The 18,024-nt window shown below is 69.1% G+C and carries 17 protein-coding genes; 10 read left to right on the top strand and 7 right to left on the bottom strand.

What is annotated here, in order from left to right:
* The first annotated feature begins 38 nt into the window (after positions 1-38).
* A complete protein-coding gene (locus B0B15_RS05700) occupies positions 39-440 on the top strand; it encodes a four-helix bundle copper-binding protein (protein ID WP_076673991.1) in 402 nt (133 codons plus the stop codon).
* 87 nt (positions 441-527) lie between these two features.
* Here B0B15_RS05700 and B0B15_RS05695 read toward each other — a convergent pair whose 3' ends face one another.
* Together B0B15_RS05695 and B0B15_RS05690 are read right to left on the bottom strand one after the other, a co-directional pair.
* A complete protein-coding gene (locus tag B0B15_RS05695; protein WP_256714466.1) occupies positions 528-740 on the bottom strand; it encodes a nuclease in 213 nt (70 codons plus the stop codon).
* Between the two features lie 157 nt (positions 741-897).
* On the bottom strand, positions 898-1,362 hold the full coding sequence (locus tag B0B15_RS05690) for a MarR family winged helix-turn-helix transcriptional regulator (protein ID WP_256334189.1): 465 nt from the start codon (positions 1,360-1,362) through the stop codon (positions 898-900).
* 46 nt (positions 1,363-1,408) lie between these two features.
* Here B0B15_RS05690 and B0B15_RS05685 point away from each other — a divergent pair, with 46 nt between their 5' ends.
* Positions 1,409-2,665: a multidrug effflux MFS transporter gene (locus B0B15_RS05685; RefSeq protein ID WP_076673987.1), complete on the top strand. Its 1,257-nt coding sequence runs from the start codon at positions 1,409-1,411 to the stop codon at positions 2,663-2,665.
* Between the two features lie 31 nt (positions 2,666-2,696).
* Here B0B15_RS05685 and B0B15_RS05680 read toward each other — a convergent pair whose 3' ends face one another.
* Positions 2,697-3,500 carry a formate/nitrite transporter family protein gene (locus tag B0B15_RS05680; RefSeq protein ID WP_076673985.1) on the bottom strand — a complete coding sequence of 268 codons (804 nt, stop codon included), beginning with the start codon at positions 3,498-3,500 and terminating at the stop codon, positions 2,697-2,699.
* Between the two features lie 255 nt (positions 3,501-3,755).
* Between B0B15_RS05680 and B0B15_RS05675 the strand changes: the two genes are divergently transcribed.
* From B0B15_RS05675 to B0B15_RS05645, 7 genes are all read left to right on the top strand, one after another.
* Positions 3,756-4,007 (top strand): hypothetical protein, encoded by a 252-nt coding sequence (locus B0B15_RS05675; protein WP_076673983.1) that lies wholly within the window; start codon positions 3,756-3,758, stop codon positions 4,005-4,007.
* Positions 4,008-4,149: 142 nt separating this feature from the next.
* Positions 4,150-5,238 (top strand): type I restriction endonuclease, encoded by a 1,089-nt coding sequence (locus B0B15_RS05670; RefSeq protein WP_076673980.1) that lies wholly within the window; start codon positions 4,150-4,152, stop codon positions 5,236-5,238.
* 94 nt (positions 5,239-5,332) lie between these two features.
* Positions 5,333-6,916: a DUF6119 family protein gene (locus tag B0B15_RS05665; protein ID WP_076673978.1), complete on the top strand. Its 1,584-nt coding sequence runs from the start codon at positions 5,333-5,335 to the stop codon at positions 6,914-6,916.
* Between the two features lie 254 nt (positions 6,917-7,170).
* Positions 7,171-8,595, top strand: a complete 1,425-nt coding sequence (locus B0B15_RS05660; RefSeq protein ID WP_076673976.1) for an MFS transporter — start codon at positions 7,171-7,173, stop codon at positions 8,593-8,595.
* Positions 8,596-8,606: 11 nt separating this feature from the next.
* Positions 8,607-10,685, top strand: coding sequence for a molybdopterin oxidoreductase family protein (locus B0B15_RS05655; RefSeq protein WP_076675210.1), 2,079 nt, complete (start codon positions 8,607-8,609; stop codon positions 10,683-10,685).
* Positions 10,678-12,255 (top strand): FAD-dependent oxidoreductase, encoded by a 1,578-nt coding sequence (locus tag B0B15_RS05650; protein WP_076673974.1) that lies wholly within the window; start codon positions 10,678-10,680, stop codon positions 12,253-12,255. The genes B0B15_RS05655 and B0B15_RS05650 overlap by 8 nt, the downstream gene beginning before the upstream one ends.
* Positions 12,256-12,416: 161 nt before the next feature.
* A complete protein-coding gene (locus tag B0B15_RS05645) occupies positions 12,417-13,049 on the top strand; it encodes a LysE family translocator (protein WP_076673972.1) in 633 nt (210 codons plus the stop codon).
* A 98-nt stretch (positions 13,050-13,147) separates the two neighbouring features.
* On the opposite strand, the gene B0B15_RS05640 is transcribed toward B0B15_RS05645, so the two are convergent.
* Positions 13,148-14,632, bottom strand: a complete 1,485-nt coding sequence (locus tag B0B15_RS05640) for an FAD-dependent oxidoreductase (protein ID WP_091366334.1) — start codon at positions 14,630-14,632, stop codon at positions 13,148-13,150.
* Positions 14,633-14,773: 141 nt separating this feature from the next.
* Here B0B15_RS05640 and B0B15_RS05635 point away from each other — a divergent pair, with 141 nt between their 5' ends.
* The gene (locus B0B15_RS05635) at positions 14,774-15,442 is read left to right on the top strand and encodes a TetR/AcrR family transcriptional regulator (RefSeq protein WP_076673967.1); all 669 of its coding nucleotides are present in this window, start codon (positions 14,774-14,776) and stop codon (positions 15,440-15,442) included.
* Between the two features lie 122 nt (positions 15,443-15,564).
* On the opposite strand, the gene B0B15_RS05630 is transcribed toward B0B15_RS05635, so the two are convergent.
* Genes B0B15_RS05630 through B0B15_RS05620 form a run of 3 tightly spaced genes read right to left on the bottom strand, consistent with a single transcriptional unit; the run spans position 15,565 to position 18,016 of the window.
* Positions 15,565-16,416, bottom strand: coding sequence for an amidohydrolase family protein (locus B0B15_RS05630; protein ID WP_076673965.1), 852 nt, complete (start codon positions 16,414-16,416; stop codon positions 15,565-15,567).
* Positions 16,413-17,171, bottom strand: coding sequence for an SDR family NAD(P)-dependent oxidoreductase (locus tag B0B15_RS05625; protein WP_076673963.1), 759 nt, complete (start codon positions 17,169-17,171; stop codon positions 16,413-16,415). Before B0B15_RS05625 ends, B0B15_RS05630 begins: the two co-directional genes overlap by 4 nt.
* Positions 17,168-18,016, bottom strand: a complete 849-nt coding sequence (locus tag B0B15_RS05620; protein ID WP_076673961.1) for a fumarylacetoacetate hydrolase family protein — start codon at positions 18,014-18,016, stop codon at positions 17,168-17,170. The genes B0B15_RS05625 and B0B15_RS05620 overlap by 4 nt, the downstream gene beginning before the upstream one ends.
* Positions 18,017-18,024: the final 8 nt, after the last annotated feature.

Genomic DNA, 18,024 nt, shown 5'->3' with positions numbered 1-18,024 from the left:
ATCCGGTCCTCCGTCACGACGAGCACACGGGAGAAGCAATGGACACCATGGAAATGATGAAGTCGATGGACATGGGCGAGATGACCATGGACATGGATGCCATGCAGGAATGCATGCAGTCGCTGAACGCCTGCGCGATGGCCGCGGCGATGTGCGCCGGCAGCGACATGATGCACGGGGCCGAGATGGCGACGTGCTGTGCCATGTGCTCGAACATGGTCGAGATGGCGCAGGCGACGATGCACATGATGATGCGTCCGGCCGGGATGAACATGGACGTGATGAGCGCCATGATGACCGCCTGCATGACCATGGGCAAGGCGTGCGCCGCCGAGTGCCGCGCTCACGCCGACATGGACGAGATGTGCCGCTACTGCGCGATGGCCTGCGACGACATGGTTATGAAGTGCGAGGCCATGATGACCTCGATGAACGCCTGAATCGTCTTCTTCGCGCGGCCGCTGACGTCTCGTCGGCGGCCGCTCGGCTATCTGGCGGTCGCGGTCGAGGACGACGCCGCCGACGCCTTACGCGACGCGCGCGGTCGTGGTGATCGCGGCCGCGCTGAGCAGTTCTGCGACCGGGTGGTAGGCCACCGGCTCCCCCACCGCGATGTCGACCGCGGGACCGACGACCCGCAGTTCCGTCGTCGCGCCGTTCAGCAGCGCGACGGTCACGGATGCGCCGTCGGCGGCGATGACGAGGCCGTCCCACCAGGCGGAGGGGTTCGAGGCTGCCATGCAGCGCTGGATCGGGTGGACTGTCGACGAGATCGTGCGGGACATGGCTTCACCTGCCTTCGGAGGGGTTGGTGAATTGAAGCTACGGGATGCCGCGGGGGCGGGCGATCCGGGACGTAGCGGGGCGTAACACCGGGGCGGCGCCTCCCCGGGGGCCTCAGTGGGGGGTCGGCGTCGCGTCGTCGCCGCGCCGTAGTCCGCCCTCCACGCGCGCGAGCAGGGCGGCCGCCGCCTCCACCCCGGCGTCGTCGCCATCGAGTGCCGAGCGCAGGCGGTCGACCCAGAACGCGTGGAGCTTCCGCACGCTCTCATCCGCCAAAGCGGTGGGCAGCAGTCGTACTGCGCGCGCGTCATCCGGCGCGGTCTGACGCTCGATCATGCCCTTCGCGACGAGCGAGCGCAGCGCGACGCTGCAGTTGCTGCGCTGCAGCGCGGTGGCCCTGGCGACGGCGCTCGGCGAGGCGCCGGGGTTGTGGTGCACCCACCGCATCACGAGGGCTTCCGTGCCGGTGAGCGGAACGATATCGGGCGCCTGCGGACCGTTCGGGTCGATCTCGCGGGCGATGCGCATCACGACGTCGGCGAACTCGGCAAGGGCACCGTCGGAGATCGCGGGAGGCACGGGCCGACTGTACCAGCCGCGCGCAGTCAGTTATGCTTTCATAACTATGACGACTGACACCGACTCCGTGCGCACCGAACCGGCATCCCCGTCGAAGGGCATCACGACGCCGCTCCTGCTGGTGCTCGGACTGTTGAGCGCCGTCGCCCCCTTCGCCACCGACCTCTACCTGCCGGCCTTCCCTCAGATGACCACGGAGCTGGCAACGTCGGCCACGACTGTGCAGCTCACGCTGACGGCGTTCCTCCTCGGTGTGACAGCCGGGCAGCTCGTCTTCGGCCCCCTTTCCGACCGCTTCGGTCGCGTCCCGCCCCTCGTCGCCGGAGCCGCGCTGTGCGTGCTCGCGAGCGCGGTCGCCGTCTTCGCGCCGAACGTCGCCGTCCTCGTCGCCGCCCGCCTCTTCCAAGGCCTCGGCGGAGCCGCCGGGATGGTGATCGGCCGCGCGGTCATTTCCGACCTGTCGACCGGCAAAGCCGCCGCGCGCGCCTTCTCGCTCATGATGATCGTCGGGGGCGTCGCCCCGGTCGTCGCTCCGCTCCTCGGGGGTCTGCTCACTGCACCGATCGGCTGGCGCGGTCTGCTCGCGATCGTCCTGGGGCTGTCGGTGGCGATGCTCGTCGCCGTCCTGGCGGTGGTGCGCGAGACGCTCCTGCGCAGCCGCCGTGACGCGCTGCGCGCCGAGCGGGTGGCATCCGGATCTCCCCTCCGCGCATTGCGGTCGCGGACGATCCTCGGCTACACGGCGGTGTTCGCGTTCGGGTTCGCGGTGATGATGGCGTACATCTCGGCGTCGCCGTTCGTGTACCAGAACATGCTCGGACTCGATACGGCCGTCTACGGGCTGCTCTTCGGCCTGAACGCACTCGCCCTGGTGGTCGTGAGCGCGCTGTCGTCGAAGCTCACCGCCACCCGTTCGGTCGAGAGCGTCCTGACGCTCGGAATCGCGCTCGTCACCGCGTCGACCATCGCCTTCGCGCTCCTCGTCTTCTCCGGAGCCCCGGCGTTCTGGCTCACGGTGCCGCTCTTCACCGCCGTCGGGTCACTGGGTCTGGTGTTCGGAAACGCCACCGCTCTGGCGCTCAGTGCCGTTCCGCAGATCGCCGGCAGTGCCTCTGCCGTGCTCGGAGCGCTGCAATTCGGGCTGGCCGCGCTGGTGTCACCGCTGGTGGGTCTGGGCGGCGAGACCACGGCGGCGCCGCTCGCGATCGTCATGGTTGCGGCCGCGGCGATCGCGGTCGTCGCCTTGGCGGTGACGCGACTCGCGGAGCGGTCGGCCAGGACGCACAGCGCGACGGCGCAGTGACCCTTTGGGGGAACGGGGATGCCGCCCTACCTCACGACGCGCGACGGTCCTCCAGCAATTCCTTGGTGCGCAACAGACGGAGAGCCGTGACGAGCACGAGCCCGCCGAGCACGTTGAAGAGCAGGACGTATCCGAACCATCCCAACCACTGCAGGTAGGTGATGTCGGCGCCCGACTGGATCGCTCCGAAGATGAGCAGCGAATCCAGGATCGAGTGGAACAGCTGAAGACCGGCGAGCAAAAAACCGCCGATGATCGTCGCGACGATCTTGGCGGGATCCGACTGCGTGCCCTGCTGCATCCGCGTCATCAGTGTGATGGTGCTGCCGCCGAGCACGGCGAGGACGATGCTCTGCCACCCGAACGGAGCGTCGACGTAATGGTGCGCGGACTCGGCGAGCGTGTCGTGCCACTCGGGGAACGCGGTGGTGAGCAAGCCCATGAACACCCACCCGCCGACGAGGTTCGCCACGAGGGTCCCGCCCCACAGCCGCGCCAGCTGCCAGATGGTGCCTTCGCGGGCGACCAGGGCGGCGATGGGCATGAGGAAGTTCTCGGTGAATAGCTCGCTGTGGGCGAGGAAGAGCGCGATCAACCCGGCGCTGAACGCCAGGCCCGCAAGGAGGTGATCCCCCGTGTGGTGCAGCACCGCAAGATAGGCGGCGACCCCCAACCCCACCTCGAGGCCGCCGAAGAAACCGGTGATCAAGACGATGCGCCACGGTCTGTTGAGTCGCTCGGCGCCCTCCGTGATCGTCGCGTCGAAAGACTCGGCCAGTTCGTCTTCGACGACCTCGTCCGAGTCGCCGATCTCGCGCCGGCGTTCGTCGCTCACGGGAGCATCCGTCGTGTGTTCATGCCTCACCGTCGCTGATGCGGGGATGCCGCACAACCCGGGGGCGCGCGCGGTCAGGTATTGATAGGAGCCGGCTCCTTCGACGAGAAGCAGACGTCAGCACGCTGTATGTCGTCCCGCGGCATCCGGCACCGCACGTGCCGCCGCCGCTCTCGCCGTCGGAACTTGTTTTGGCAGATGGGCTCACCGCAGATCGCCCGCACGCCTCGCGACCATCATCGGTACGATCGGCGCATGCGCCGGGATGAACAACCAGTCGTGGCGCGGACGACGGCGCAGCTCGTCATAATCGTCGGGTCAATGATCCTATTCTTCGGACTGATTCTCCTGACGATTTTCCTCAAGATAGGGGATCCGGACGTCACCAACTACCGCGGCGTTCCTCTCTGGTTGTCCACGTCCCTTGTTTTGTCGATCGGCACGGCGGTGATCACTGTCGGGGCGGTGGTGTATCCCCGCCGTCGCTCTAATGATTCGGCGGAGTGATGAGCGCAGCCGACTCGTTACGCGGGCTGCGACGGTCCCCGATCTACCTGGCACTTGGGGTCGGGAGCAAGCGGGCGAGCCCTCAGCGCTTTCTCTGTATTTCCGCTATGGTCTCCACATATTCGTCACTGTGGGGGGACCAATGGAGTTTCACGACCGCATCGCCGCGCTCGCGACAAAGGTGAGTAATCAGGCCTCGGCGATCGGAACGGAGGAAGCTACGAAGAACGCTTTCGTCATGCCCTTCATCTCAACGATCCTGGGATACGACGTCTTCGACCCCCTTGAGGTCGTACCTGAATTCACTGCCGACGTCGGCATCAAAAAGGGCGAGAAGGTCGACTACGCCATCATGCGCGACGGCGAGGTGCAGATCCTTATCGAGTGTAAGGCCTCCACCGGCACGCCCAAGATCGAGCACGCGTCTCAACTCTTCCGCTACTTCTCGACGACGAATGCCCGGATCGCTGCGCTCACGAACGGCGTCATCTGGCAGTTCTTCACTGACCTCGACGCGCCTAACAAGATGGATGCTAAGCCGTTCCTGGTGCTCGACCTGCTCGACATCGACGACACGCTGATCCCCGAGGTCCAGAAACTGAGCAAGGACACCTTCGACCTCGAGTCGATCATCAGTGCCGCCGAAGAATTGAAGTACGTGGGCGCCCTGAAGCGCGAGATCGCCGGCCAGTTCCGCGAGCCCAGTGACGAGTGGATCAAGTTCTTTACCCAGCGCGTATACGAAGGTTCGTACACCGCGCGCGTCCGCGAGCAGTTCAGCGCACTAGTACGGAAGGCCTCCCGCCAGTTCCTCACCGAGAGCGTGAACGATCGACTGAAGACCGCGCTGGGCGCCGGGGCGGGGATAGTCGTCCCTACCGCCGAACCTGCCGCCGTGTCGAGCGAACCTGTCGCACAGGACGATCTCAACCGCGACACCGAGATCGAGACGACGCTCGAAGAACTCGAGGGCTACCAGATCGTAAAGGCTATCGCCTGCGGCGAAACCAAGCCGCAGCGAATTACTCACCGCGACGCGAAGAGCTACTTCGCCGTGCTCCTCGACGACAACAATCGCAAACCGATCGCGCGCCTGCACTTCAACGGCCGCCAGAAGTACCTCGGGCTTCTTGACGAGCAGAAGGTCGAGGTACGGCACCCGATTGACGAACTCGACGAGATCTATCAGTACGCGGACGCGATTCGCGCGGCGGTCGTGCGCTATCGGTAGGTGGTTGCAACCCGTCTCGCGTACGTGGGCCTGACAGCATCGCCTGATAGCCAGATTTGGGGGAGGAATGGCAACACAGCGCCTCACAGTCTTCATGCTCGACGACGTCGCCGAAGCCGACGATGCGATCGAGGAGGACACGCGCGGGTCCCTGGCGGTCAGCGAGCTCACGGCGTCGTCTGGATTGTCGGGCCGGTTTTACTCCCGAAGAAACACCGCCCACGCGCCGACTTGGGCGAAGTACCTCTCTCCGGCCGTCGAGGGTGGCATCCAAGGAGTCACCTCGGCTTCAGCATCTGGACTGCTCGTGCTCTTCGTGGACAACCAAGCGTACGCGCTGACCTTCGGCTACGGCCGGAGCTTCCTCGATCAGTCGAAAATATCGCGCAGGTTTGGACTGAAAGTCGCCCTGAATTTAATCGACGAGAAGCAAATCCGCAGCCTCGACACCAAGCTCTTCGATGAGATGGTGGTGTCCAGGAACACGCAAACAAGCCGGACCGCCGAACTGCCCTCGTTCGGAGTGGACATTATGCGCGACATCGTCAGGGCGGTCACCGGGATTGCCCCAATTTCGAGTGGATACAAGAGCGTGAGTGGCGCCGACGCTCTAGTCCTGGGTGTTGCCTCACCTGTCGAGGACCTACCGGAACTCCTTCGCGATCTACATAGTCACTACGAAAGCGATAAGTACAAGGGGTCCTTCGGCTGGGTAGACCATCTCGCCGAGGTGAAGGATCCTGTGCTCAAGTCAACTCTTGACGATCAGATCGTCGAGCAGCTGCGGGCGAGAGAGACAAAGTCTACTCACCTCGCCATGCCTGAAAACCTCGACTGGGAGGACATCGAGCATTTCCTGATCGCGCCGACTCGACGGCAGCAACAGTTCACCGAACTAGATCTCGACGCGTACTTGAGTCACAGTGCCGCGAGAATTGACGAACTCACCATCGATCAAGTGAAGCGTCGCAAAGTGGCCGTCAAGTTCAACAGCAGCGCGAGCGCGGTGGACAGGTGGTCGCTATATCAGTGCATAGTCTCCGAGCAGAAAATTGACAACAAGCTTTACGCACTCGTCGAAGGACGCTGGTTCGAGGTCGCGAATTCACTGGTCAGTCAAGTCGATCAGGTTGTACAAGCGATCCCACCCATGCCTCTTGCGCTGCCGCCTGCGAAGGTCGGCGAGTGGGAAGGTAACTACAACGCCAGAGTGGCGAAAACCGACGAGAGTTTCGCTCTTCTAGACAGACAGCTTGTTGCCCCCGCCGGCGCGAACTCCAAAGTCGAATTCTGCGATCTCATCGCCACGGACGGATCCCTAGTTCACGTAAAACGAAAATCAAGATCCTCTACCCTTAGTCACCTTTTCGCTCAAGGTCACGTCTCCGCGGAAGCGCTCGTGGACGAGGAGATGCGCGAGCAGGTTCGAGCAGCCATTGTTCAATCTGCAGGGGAGAAGGACCCGGCCCAGTGGCTATCATTCGTCCCGCCACGCGGCGACGCACCTGCACGAGACTCCGTCACGGTCACCTACGCCATCATTACGGACTCGACCGCAAACGGCGTCGAATGGCTGCCCTTCTTTAGCCGCCTTGCGTTGATGCAAACGGTCAGAGACTTGAACCGGCTGGGCTTCATGAACGTTGCACTCACGCGCGTACCGATCGAGAAGACTTAAGGTCTCCTGGTGGGGATGTCTGTCCCACCGCGATCGTGTCGTTCGTGGTCAGCTACCACGATGCCATCCGCGATCCTTCCCGTGTAACGCCCACGTAAACTCCCCCTCTCCCCCACCTCCTCCCCGGGTGAGACAACCGTTACCTCCCCGCCCCTCCCGACGCGGTCCCGGGTAATCCCCCCTCCCTACGCTGACGGCACGCCCCGCCCATGCGAGGCGCTGCACCTCCCCCGCATCGCCCACCGGAGGACCCCGTGACCGTCACCGACCCGCGCCCCGAAACCGCCCCGGCCCAGCCCACCACCCGAGCCGAAGCGGCGAGCGCAGAAGCTGCAAGCGCGGAAGCCGCAGCACAGCTCGCCCACCGCCCCGGCCGCTGGATCGACAACTGGAACCCCGAGAACGCCACGCAGTGGGCCAACGAAGGCAAGGCCATCGCCTCCCGCAACCTGCGGTGGTCGATCTTCGCCGAGTTCCTCGGGTTCGTCGTCTGGCAGCTGTGGTCGGTCGTCGTCGTCTCGCTGCCCGCGGCCGGCTTCCAGCTCTCGACGGGTGAGATCTTCTGGCTGATCTCGATGCCGAGCCTTGTCGGGGCGACGCTGCGCATTCCCTACACGTTCATGGTTCCGCGCTTCGGCGGCCGCAACTGGACGATCGTCTCCGCCGGCCTGCTGCTCATCCCGAGCATCGGCCTCGCGATCGCGGTGTCGAACCCCGCGACCCCCTTCGGCCTCCTGCTGCTCATCGCCGCATTCGCCGGTTTCGGGGGCGGCAACTTCGCCAGCTCCATGGCGAACATCACGTTCTTCTACCCCGCCGCGCAGAAGGGCTATGCGCTCGGACTCAACGCCGCCGGCGGCAACCTCGGCGCCTCAGTCGCCCAGTTCGTCGTCCCGATCGTCATCACCGTCGGCGCCGCCGCCACCCTCAACCTGCCGCTCGCGGGCCTCATCTGGGTGCCGCTCATCATCGTCGCGATGGTCGGCGCGTACCTGCGCATGGACAACCTCTCCAGCGCCAAGGCCGACATGACGGCATCCCTCGCCGCCCTCAAAGAGCCGCACCTGTGGGTCATGGCCGTGCTCTACATCGGCACGTTCGGTTCGTTCATCGGCTTCGCGGGCGTCTTCCCGAAGCTGCTGGCCGACACGTTCCCCGACTTCAAAGGCTTTACGATCGGCACCGCGACCGTCACCCTCGCCTTCCTCGGCGCTCTCGTCGGCTCGCTCGCCCGCCCCTACGGCGGCAAGCTCGCCGACCGCTTCGGCGGCACCGTCATTACGATGGGCGCTTTCACGGTCATGGGTCTCGGCATCCTGGGTGTCATCCTGACCCTGCCGATGCAGAACTTCGCGGTCTTCCTGCTCTGCTTCCTGGTGCTCTTCGCCGCCGCGGGCATGGGCAACGGGTCGACGTACCGCATGATCCCGACGATCTTCGCCCTCAAGGCCAACGGCGGCATCGGCGCACAGCGCAAGGCCGCCGCGGCCCTCGGCCTCATCTCGGCGATCGGCGCGTACGGCGGCTTCTTCATCCCGCAGCTGCTCGGCTTCTCCAAGACGACGTTCGGCTCATACACCCCCGCCCTCGGCTGGTTCGCCCTCGCGTACGTGGCGTTCCTCGTCCTCGTCGGCGGCGTCTACCTGACGATGTCGAAGAAGACCGGCACCCGCATCTGATGCACCACCCCATGAGCTCCGCCGACACCCACTGCCCCTACTGCGCGCTGCAGTGCGCGATGACCGTCCTGCACGACCCCGTCACGAACGGCGGAGAGTCGGCGGTCACCGGCCGCGACTTCCCCACCAACCGGGGAGGCCTCTGCGCCAAGGGCTGGACGTCGGCGGAGCTCCTGGCATCCCCCCACCGGCTCCGGATGCCACTGGTCCGGCGATCCGACGGAACCCTCGCCGAGACCACCTGGGACCACGCGCTCGACCGGGTCGCCGAGGCTTTCCGGTCGACGCGGCAAGACCACGGACCCGACGCCAACGCCATCTTCGGCGGCGGCGGACTCACCAACGAGAAGGCCTACCAGCTCGGCAAGTTCGCCCGCGTCGCCCTCGGCACCTCGCGCATCGACTACAACGGCCGGTTCTGCATGTCGTCGGCGGCGGCGGCATCCAACCGGGCATTCGGCATGGACCGCGGCCTGCCCTTCCCCGTCGCCGACCTCGACGACGCCCAGACGATCCTGCTGCTCGGCTCGAACGTCGCCGCGACCATGCCGCCATTCCTCGCCCACCTGGCCGGAGCTCGCGCCGCGGGCGGCCTCATCGTCGTCGACCCGCGCCACTCGGCCACCGCGCGCCTCACCGAGGACGGCGCCGGCACCCACCTGCAGCCCGCGCCGGGCACCGACCTGCCGCTGCTGCTGGGGCTCACGCACGTCGTCATCGCCGAGGGCCTCGTCGACCGCACCTATATAGAGGAACGCACGACCGGCTTCGACGCCGTGCGACGGTCGGTCTCGGCGTGGTGGCCCGAGCGCACGTCGGCGACCACCGGCGTTCCGGTCGCGCTGCTGCGGGCGACCGCTCGCCGCCTCGCCGCCGGACGCGCGTACATCCTCACCGGACGCGGCGTCGAACAGCACGTCGACGGCACCGCCACCGCGACCGCCGCGATCAACCTCGCTCTCGTGCTCGGTCTCGTCGGCCGCGACGGCTCGGGCTACGGCACCCTCACCGGACAGGGCAACGGCCAGGGCGGCCGCGAACACGGCCAGAAGGCCGACCAGCTGCCCGGCTACCGCTCCATCCGCGACCCCGAAGCCCGCCGCCATGTCGCCGGGGTGTGGGGCGTGGATGCCGATGACCTGCCGGATGCCGGCATCCCCGCGACCGCGCTGCTCGGCGAACTGGGTGGGCCGGTGAAGACGCTGCTGGTCGCGGGCTCGAACGTCGTCGTCTCGGCTCCCGACGTGGACGCCGTGCGTTCGCGGCTCGCAGCCCTCGACACCCTCATCGTCTGCGACTTCTTCCTCAGCGAGACCGCGGAGCTCGCCGACATCGTGCTGCCCGTTCTGCAGTGGGCCGAAGAGGAGGGCACGATGACCTCGCTCGAGGGTCGGGTGATCCGCCGCCGCCGCGCCGTGACCCCGCCCGACGGCGCCCGCAGCGAGTTGTGGATCCTCGCCCAGATCGCGCGGCGCGTGGGCGCGGCATCCACCTGGCCGACCGATGCGAGCGAGGTGTTCGACGAGCTCGCCCGCGCGTCGGAGGGCGGCATCGCCGACTACTCCGGCCTCTCGCACGCCCTGCTCGACACCGGCGTCGAGGCGTATTGGCCGTATCGCACGGCGAGCACGCCGCGTCCGTTCACCGAGCGTTTCGCTCACGCCGACGGCCGCGCCCGTCTCGTGCCGGTGGATGCCACTCCCCCGACGCCCAGCGACCGCAGCGGTGAGCTGACCCTCGTCACCGGCCGGTACCTGCAGCAGTACCAGTCCGGCACGCAGACCCGTCGCGTCGGCGAGCTCAACGCGGCCCGCCCGGAGGCGCGGCTCGAGATCCATCCGGCGACGGCGTCGAGCCTCGGCATCCGGGAAGGGGAGCTCGTCGCCGTGTCGAACGAGCGCGGAACCGTGCGGGCGCGGGCGACGGTGACCTCCGACATCCGCCACGACACCGTCTTCCTGCCCTTCCACTACGCGGGTGACGAGTGCGCCAACCGGCTCACCGAGGCCGTGGTCGATCCCACCTCGGCGATGCCGGAGTTCAAGCGCACGCGCGTGCGCCTGTCGATCGAGGAGGGCGCGCATGCCTGAGCGGGTGGTTCTGATCGGATACGGACCCGTCGGAGCACGGCTCGTCGAGGGGCTGCTGCCCGCGGTGCGCAACGGCTCCATCGACCTGACGGTCGTCGGCGCCGAACCGCACGACGCCTACAACCGCGTGCTGATCGCCGAGTATGCCGTCGGGCGCATGGACCGCGTCGGGCTCGACCTCGGCGACCGGCGCGTCGCCGAGGACGCGGGGGTGCGGTTCGTGCTCGGCACCGCCGTGGCCGGCGTCGACCGCGCGCTGCGCTCGGTGCGCCTGGCGGATGGCATCCGTCTGCCCTACGAGCGACTCGTGCTGGCGACGGGGGCGCGCGCGAACGTGCCGACGCTGGGTGGGGTGCCGCGTTCTTCGGGTGTCGAGGGGGATCTGCCGCGCGGGGTGGTCGCGCTGCGCGATCTCGCCGACGCCGAGGTGGTGCGCGCGGCGGTCACGGCCGGTCGGCGGATCGTCGTCCTCGGCGCGGGCGTTCTGGGTATGGAACTCGCCCTCGCTGCGGCCGAGGCGGGCGCCGAGGTGGTGGTGGCGTACCACTCCGCCGCCCCGATGAACCGCACGCTCGACGAGAACGGCGGGCGCGTGCTCGCCGCCGCCGCCGTCGCCGCGGGCGTCGAGATGATGCACCACGCGCGGGCCGAGAGCATCGTGCACCGCTACGACGACCACGGCCAGGCGTGGTTCGACGGCCTGGTCTGCGCCGACGGACGCGTGCTTTCCGGCGACCTGCTCGTGCTGTCGTGCGGGGTGGGCGCGCGCACCGAGATCGCCGCGATGGCGGGGCTCGCCGTCTCAGCGGGCGTGCTCGTCGACGGCGCCTCGCGCTCGTGGACCGACCCGAACGTCTTCGCCATCGGCGACTGCGCCCACGTCGCCGACCCTGCGGATGCGGCACCCGACGGACGCGTCGCGGGAGGTCCGAGCGGCCTCATCGGACCGGGGTGGCGACAGGCCGATCGCCTCGCGGGGCTGCTGAGTCGCGAGGCCGAGGTCGCGGCATCCACCGCCCCCGCCGCGCGGGTGCGTGCAGCCGACGGAGGCCCCGCCGCCATCGCCGCGGAGCGCCCGGGCGTCGTCATGCTCAAGGCCGAGGGCATCGACGTGGTCGCCGGTGGCGCCGTCGACGCCGACCCCTTCGCGCACGCCCCCGGATGCCACGGCCCCCAGGTCACGATCTGGGCCGATCCGGCCCGCGGCGCCTACGTCAAGCTCGTCACCGTCGAGGGAGTGCTCACCGGTTTCGTCGCCGTCGGGATGCCGCGCACCGGCGCCGAACTCACACTGCTGTTCGAGCGGGGATCGGAACTCCCCGCGGATCGGTCCTCGCTCCTGCGGCTCGACGCGCCCGACGCCGGCATGGCCGCGGTCGCCGACCCTTTCGCGGCCGACGCGACCGTGTGCTGGTGCAACGGCGTGAGCGCGGGGGCGATCCGCGAGGCCGCCGCCGCCGGGGAGCCGACGGTGGGGTGCGTGAAGGCCATGACCCGCGCCGGCACCGGCTGCGGCGGCTGCGTCGGCCGGATCACCGAGCTGCTGGCGCGCGAGTCCGTGCCGGCGTAGTGCGCGCCCGCGCGTGCTCCGCGCGTGAGGGGTCAGGAATTGTCGCCTGGCGACCGCGGAAGCGACAGTTCTTGACTCCTCACGCGCCTCCCGCGGGCGCGGGCGCGGGCGAGAGGTGGGGATGCCACGTCCGCGATGCGCAGGAGCAGTACGCTTCACGCGTGCCTCCGCTCGCCACCCTGCCCGCGTTCGTCCTGGCGTCGCTCGTGCTCATCGTCATCCCGGGGCCGGGTGTGCTGTTCGTGATCGGTCGGTCCATCGCCCTCGGCCGCCGCGCGGGCGTGCTCAGCGTCGTCGGCAACGCGATCGGCAACATCCCGGCGATCCTGGCGACGGCTTTCGGGGTCGGCGCGATCGTCGCCTCTTCGATCGTGGCCTTCACCGTGCTGAAGATCGTGGGCGCGATCTACCTCGTGTGGCTCGGCATCCAGGCCATCCGCCATCGCCACGCGCACCTGTCGGCGGTCCGCCCGGCTGCGCGATCACGGTGGACGCTGCTGCGGCAGGGCTTCGTCGTCGGCGTGACCAACCCGAAGACCATCGCGTTCTTCGTCGCCGTGCTGCCGCAATTCGTCGACCCGCACGCGGGAGCGGTGTGGTCGCAACTGCTCGTGCTCGGCCTCATCTTCCAGGTGCTCGCGCTCATCTGCGACAGCACCTGGGCCCTGGCCGCCGGCACCGCCCGCACGTGGTTCGCCCGCTCACCGAAGCGCCTCTCGGCGCTGTCGGGAACCGGCGGCGTCATGATGATCGGCCTCGGCGGCGCGCTCGCGCTCACCGGCGCGAAGAGCTGACCGCCGCGTCGGCACAACTCCTGCAGACGGCGGCCGAACGGGTCGATCCCGCGTACGAACGACCGATTCGCCGGAGTCGTGCTCGCCCAGAATCGTCTTCAGCCGCGAACGGACGCGCCCAGATCGGCCGACGCGGCACCCTCCACCCGCGTGCCGTCGGGCGCGTAACGTGACCCGTCGACCGGGCTGTCCCACGTGCGTTCGGCGTCGTTCCACGTCAGCGGAGCCGGCGCGGTGACGGCGCGCGTGCGCCCGTCGATCGTCGACACGGCGGCGGTGCGCAGCCCCTGACGGGCCACGAGTCCGGCGCCCTCGGCGGGCCTCTTCGTCGGTGCGGGAACGGCCCCGGCGAGTGCCGACGCGGCGACGCGAGCACGCCGTGCGGCCTCCCCGATCCCCCGGCCGAGGTCGGCGGGCACCGTGAGCCGCGTGCCGATCGTCCGCATCCACTCGGGACGGTCGCTGCGCGAGACACCGCGGATCTCGGCGGTCAGCCGCATCGCCGCCGCCGGGGCGTTCGTGAGCCCCCACCCCGCGTAGCCGGTGGCGAAGCGCAGGCGGCCGAGGCCGCGCGGCATCCCTCCCACGAACGGCACGAGGTTGTGCGACTGGTAGTCCTGCCCCGACCAGCGGGCGATCTCGGCGCCCACGGGGAGCGAGCGGCGCGCCCACGCGGCGAGCCCCTCGGCGAGCGCGACCTCCGACGACGCCGACCCGACCGGATGCCGCGCCCCGGTCACGATGAGCGCGGGACGCCCGAGCGACGGTGGCGCCGCCAGCACGCTGCGTCCGTCGGCGCCGACCTCGCTCCACATGCCGCCGGGGGCCTCGGCATCCCCCTCGAGCTCGAAAGCGATCGCCCACGACCGCAGGGCGCGGGTCTTGAGGTCGTACAGGCCACGGCGGGTGATGGGGGTTCCGGTCGCCAGCACCACCGTGTCGCCGAAGAGGGCGCCGTGATCGGTCTCGATGCGACCGGTCGGGAGCGCGTGCACGTCGGTGACGCGCACGCCGGTGTGCAGGGTCGCACCCACGTCCACCGCGGTGCGAGCGAGCGTTCGTGCCAGCATCACGGGGTCCAGGGCCAGCTGATCGTCGAGAGCGAGGGCGCGCACCGGGGTGCGGCCGCCGAGATCGGCGGGAGCGTCTTCGCGCAGGGTGAGACCGGCCTCCCGTGCCGCGTCGCGTACGGCGTCGAGGGCGGGATCGGCGGCGATCCCCCGCCCGAACGTGAAGGCGGTGCGGCGGTCGGCGGCGTCGGCGGCGCGCTCGGCCAGCCAGTCCAGGCCCGCGCGATTCGCGTCGACGTAGGCCCGCACGAGCCCGGCCGGGTGATGCTTGCGCAGCGACGCGAGGGTCGTCCCCTGCAGCAGGGATGCCATGCCGACCGCGGTGCCGGTGGCACCCTCACCCACGGCTCCGGCGTCGACCACCGCGACGTCGACGCCGGCCTCGGCCAGCATGACGGCGGTCGACAGACCCGTGACGCCGGCGCCGACGATCACGACGTCGTGGCGCGCGCCGGACTCGAACGGGGTGCCGTCGATGGACGACGGATCGCGATGCCAGAGAGAGGTCGACATGGGTTCCATCCCACCGCGGGCGGTGTCGGTCCGGCATCCGGTTGCCCGACGACGCGGGATCGACTACGGGCCCGGGATTCCGCCGCACCATCGGGCTCGACGAGCGCGAGGAGGATGCCGCCCCGCCGCTAGGCTTCCCGTGTGAGCGACGCCCCTGCCCCGCCCAGCCGCACGGCCGTGGTCGCCGCCGCCATCGACCTCTTCGTGCAGCACGGCTACGACCAGACCTCGGTCGAGCAGATCGCGCAGGCGGCGGGCGTGTCGCGCTCGACGTTCTTCCGGCAGTTCGGCGGCAAGGAAGACGTCGTCTTCGCCGACCACGAGGTGCTGCTCGCCGAGACGCGCGCCTGGCTGTCGCAGCCGCACGACGACCCGTGGGCCGCGGTGTGCGAGGCGTCGGTGCGGGTGTTCCGCCACTTCGCGGCCGACCCCGAGCTCGCCCGTCGCCGCTACGTGATCGTGCGCGAAATCCCCGACCTGCGCGACCGCGAGATCGTCACGGTGTTCCGCTACGAACGCCTCTTCGACGAATACCTCCGCGAGGCCCTCCCTGGCCTCGACCCGCTGGATGCCGTCGGCTTCGCCGCCCTCGTCACGGCCGTGCACAACCACGTGCTGCGCCGGCTCATGCGCGGCGCCCGGGTTCCGGCATCCGTCTTGCGTCGCGCGCTCGACGACGTGCTGCGTCGCTACGGCGTGCACGCCGACGGCGACGACGCCGCAGGCGACGACCTCATCGTCGCGGCCTTCCCCCGCCGCATGCCGGCCGCCGAGGTGACGCGGCGGCTTCGGGCACGCCTGCCGGAGTAGGGCGGGGCGCGCGGAACCCGACCGAGTGTCCGAGACACCCCGCTCGACGGCCCCTCTTAGGCGTGTGTCGGCCCCTCACGCGACCTCGTGGAATACGGGGACCGCGATCGCATACCCGCGCGCTACACGCCTCTCGCGAGCGCCGGCGCGCCGCCCGGCAGGTAAGCCCGCCGGACCGCCCCCTCCGCGACCTCGTCCCAGCCCTCCGCCGGAACCACGTCCCGCACCATCTCCACCCAATCAGCGAACGACCCGCCGGCGCCGAAGTACGAGCTCACGGGCCAGTCGCTGGCGATCATCGACCGCTCGGGGCCGAAGACCTCGACGGCGTGGGCGAGGAAGGCGGGTGCGTTGCGCTTCACCTCCGTGGTGTCTCGCGCTTCGCCGGTGAGGCCTGAAAGCTTCACGAAGGTTCGAGGCCGCTCAGCGAGGAGCGCCAGCGAACGAGCCCACGCCGCCCCTGCAGCACTGTCGATGCCCTCACCCATGGGCGGCTTCGCGACGTGGTCGACCACGACGGTCAGCTCGGGCGCCTCGCGCAGCAGCTCGATCAGCGCCGGCAGTTGCGCGTGGCGGAGGCAGGCGTCGAACGTGCCGCCGCGGGCGGCGAGTGCCGCGAGCCCCGGCGCGAGCGTCGGGAAGGTGTCAACCGTCAGATCCTGCAGCAGATGCCGCACCCCGGCCACGCGGGGAATCGCCGCGAGGGCCTCGAGATGCTGGTCTACGGCACGGGCCCCGAGATCCGCATCCGCCACGATCGCCAGCAGCTCCGGCCAGTCGAGGGCGTCGACCCACCGTGCTTCGACCACGGGATCGGACGGCCCGTCCGCGGCCTGTACGAAGACCGCGCCCTCGACCCCTACGCCCCCGCGGTCGAATTCCGCAGGCAGCATCGGGCGCCGCAGCTCCGACCCCTCGAGCCACTGGTAGGTCAGCACCGCGGGATCCCAGAGGTGGACGTGGGCGTCGATCATGCCTCGGCCCGCACGCGCAGCCGAGTGACGCCGCCGTCGACGTCGAGGATCGTGCCCGTCGTCGACGTGGCATCCGGGTCGACGAGATAGGCGACCGCCCGGGCTACCTCGTCCGGCTGCACCAGGCGGCGCGTCGCCTGGCGCGCCTCGAGGGCTCGACGTTCGGAAACCGGGTCGGCGAAGCCCTGAAGCATCCGCGTGACGAACGGTGTCTCGACGGTTCCGGGACTCACGGCGTTCACTCGGATGCCCTCGCGCACGTGATCGGTGGCCATGGCCAGCGTCAGCGCGTAGACGGCTCCCTTGGATGCCGAGTACAGGGCGCGCTCGGGAAGACCGTTCAGCGCCGCGATCGAGCACACGTTCACGATCGCCGCATGCTCCGACCGTCGTAGCCACGGCAGGCACGCGGCGCTCATGCGCGCCATGCCGACGACGTTGACGTCGAGCACGCGCGCCCACTCGGCGTCGTCGAATGCCTCGACGGTGCCGACGGCGCTGATACCGGCGTTGTTCACCAGCACATCGATCCGCCCGCGCGAGGCCGCCACCTGGGCCACCGCGGCGGCGACCGACGCGCCGTCGCGAACGTCGCACCGAAGGCGATGGATGCCGGGCGCGGCATCGCCCTCCGCCGCATCGAGGCACCACACCTCGGCGCCGCGATCGCGCAGCAGCTCGGCGGTCGCGAGGCCGATGCCCGACCCCGCTCCGGTGACCACGGCAACGAGTCCATCGAGCGGCCCGCCGGTCATGCCTGCACCATCCGCTGGCGGGCGGTGCCGAGACCGTCGATCCCGAGCTCCACGACGTCGCCCTCGCGGAGGTAGACGGGTGACGGCATCCCGAGACCCACCCCGGCCGGGGTTCCGGTGTTGATCAGGTCTCCCGGGCGCAGCACCATGAACTGCGACAGATACCGCACGATCTCATGCACGGAGAAGACCATGTCGGCGGTCGTGCCGTCCTGACGCATCTCGTCGTTGACGCTCGCCCAGAGCCGCAGTGCCTGCGGATCTCCGATCGCGGATGCCGGGACGAACCACGGTCCGCACGGGTTGAACGTCTCGCAGCTCTTGCCTTTGTCCCACTGACCTCCGCGCTCCAGCTGGAACTCGCGCTCGCTCACGTCGTGCGAAAGGACGTACCCCGCGATGCAATCGGCGGCGCTCTCCACCGAATCGAGGTAGCGCGCAGTGCGACCGATGACGACGCCGAGCTCGACCTCCCAATCTGTCTTCACCGAGCCGCGCGGGATGAGGACGTCGTCGAACGGCCCCGTGACGGTCGACGGATCCTTCATGAACACGACGGGTTCCGCCGGGATATCGGCGCCGGTCTCGGCCGCATGGTCGCGGTAGTTGAGCCCCACGCACACGATCTTGCCGGGCGTGGCGATCGGCGCCGCCCACCGCTCGTCGCCGGTCAGGTCGTACGGGCTGAAAGTCGAGGCATCCATCCCCGCCAGGCGTTCCAGCCCGCCATTTTCGTGGAAGCGACCGTTCAGATCACCGAGTTCGGCGGGGACGATGTACGCCTCGCCGTCGATCTCGACGATCAGTCGTTCGGAGCCATCGACTCCTCGTCGGGCGAATCTCATGCGTCAGC

The sequence above is a fragment of the Microbacterium sp. RU1D genome (genome assembly GCF_900156435.1).
Classification (GTDB): domain Bacteria; phylum Actinomycetota; class Actinomycetes; order Actinomycetales; family Microbacteriaceae; genus Microbacterium.
The sequence above is the reverse complement of the archived record's forward strand: the minus strand, read 5'-3'. Positions and strand labels throughout refer to the sequence as shown.

What these genes read in the sequence shown, in the direction of transcription:
- B0B15_RS05700 (WP_076673991.1), top strand. Translation starts at nt 39, where the DNA reads ATGGACACCATGGAAATGATGAAGTCGATGGACATGGGCGAGATGACC.
- B0B15_RS05695 (WP_256714466.1), bottom strand. Translation starts at nt 740, where the DNA reads ATGGCAGCCTCGAACCCCTCCGCCTGGTGGGACGGCCTCGTCATCGCC.
- B0B15_RS05685 (WP_076673987.1), top strand. Translation starts at nt 1,409, where the DNA reads ATGACGACTGACACCGACTCCGTGCGCACCGAACCGGCATCCCCGTCG.
- B0B15_RS05675 (WP_076673983.1), top strand. Translation starts at nt 3,756, where the DNA reads ATGCGCCGGGATGAACAACCAGTCGTGGCGCGGACGACGGCGCAGCTC.
- B0B15_RS05670 (WP_076673980.1), top strand. Translation starts at nt 4,150, where the DNA reads ATGGAGTTTCACGACCGCATCGCCGCGCTCGCGACAAAGGTGAGTAAT.
- B0B15_RS05665 (WP_076673978.1), top strand. Translation starts at nt 5,333, where the DNA reads ATGCTCGACGACGTCGCCGAAGCCGACGATGCGATCGAGGAGGACACG.
- B0B15_RS05655 (WP_076675210.1), top strand. Translation starts at nt 8,607, where the DNA reads ATGAGCTCCGCCGACACCCACTGCCCCTACTGCGCGCTGCAGTGCGCG.
- B0B15_RS05650 (WP_076673974.1), top strand. Translation starts at nt 10,678, where the DNA reads ATGCCTGAGCGGGTGGTTCTGATCGGATACGGACCCGTCGGAGCACGG.
- B0B15_RS05640 (WP_091366334.1), bottom strand. Translation starts at nt 14,632, where the DNA reads ATGTCGACCTCTCTCTGGCATCGCGATCCGTCGTCCATCGACGGCACC.
- B0B15_RS05630 (WP_076673965.1), bottom strand. Translation starts at nt 16,416, where the DNA reads ATGATCGACGCCCACGTCCACCTCTGGGATCCCGCGGTGCTGACCTAC.
- B0B15_RS05625 (WP_076673963.1), bottom strand. Translation starts at nt 17,171, where the DNA reads ATGACCGGCGGGCCGCTCGATGGACTCGTTGCCGTGGTCACCGGAGCG.
- B0B15_RS05620 (WP_076673961.1), bottom strand. Translation starts at nt 18,016, where the DNA reads ATGAGATTCGCCCGACGAGGAGTCGATGGCTCCGAACGACTGATCGTC.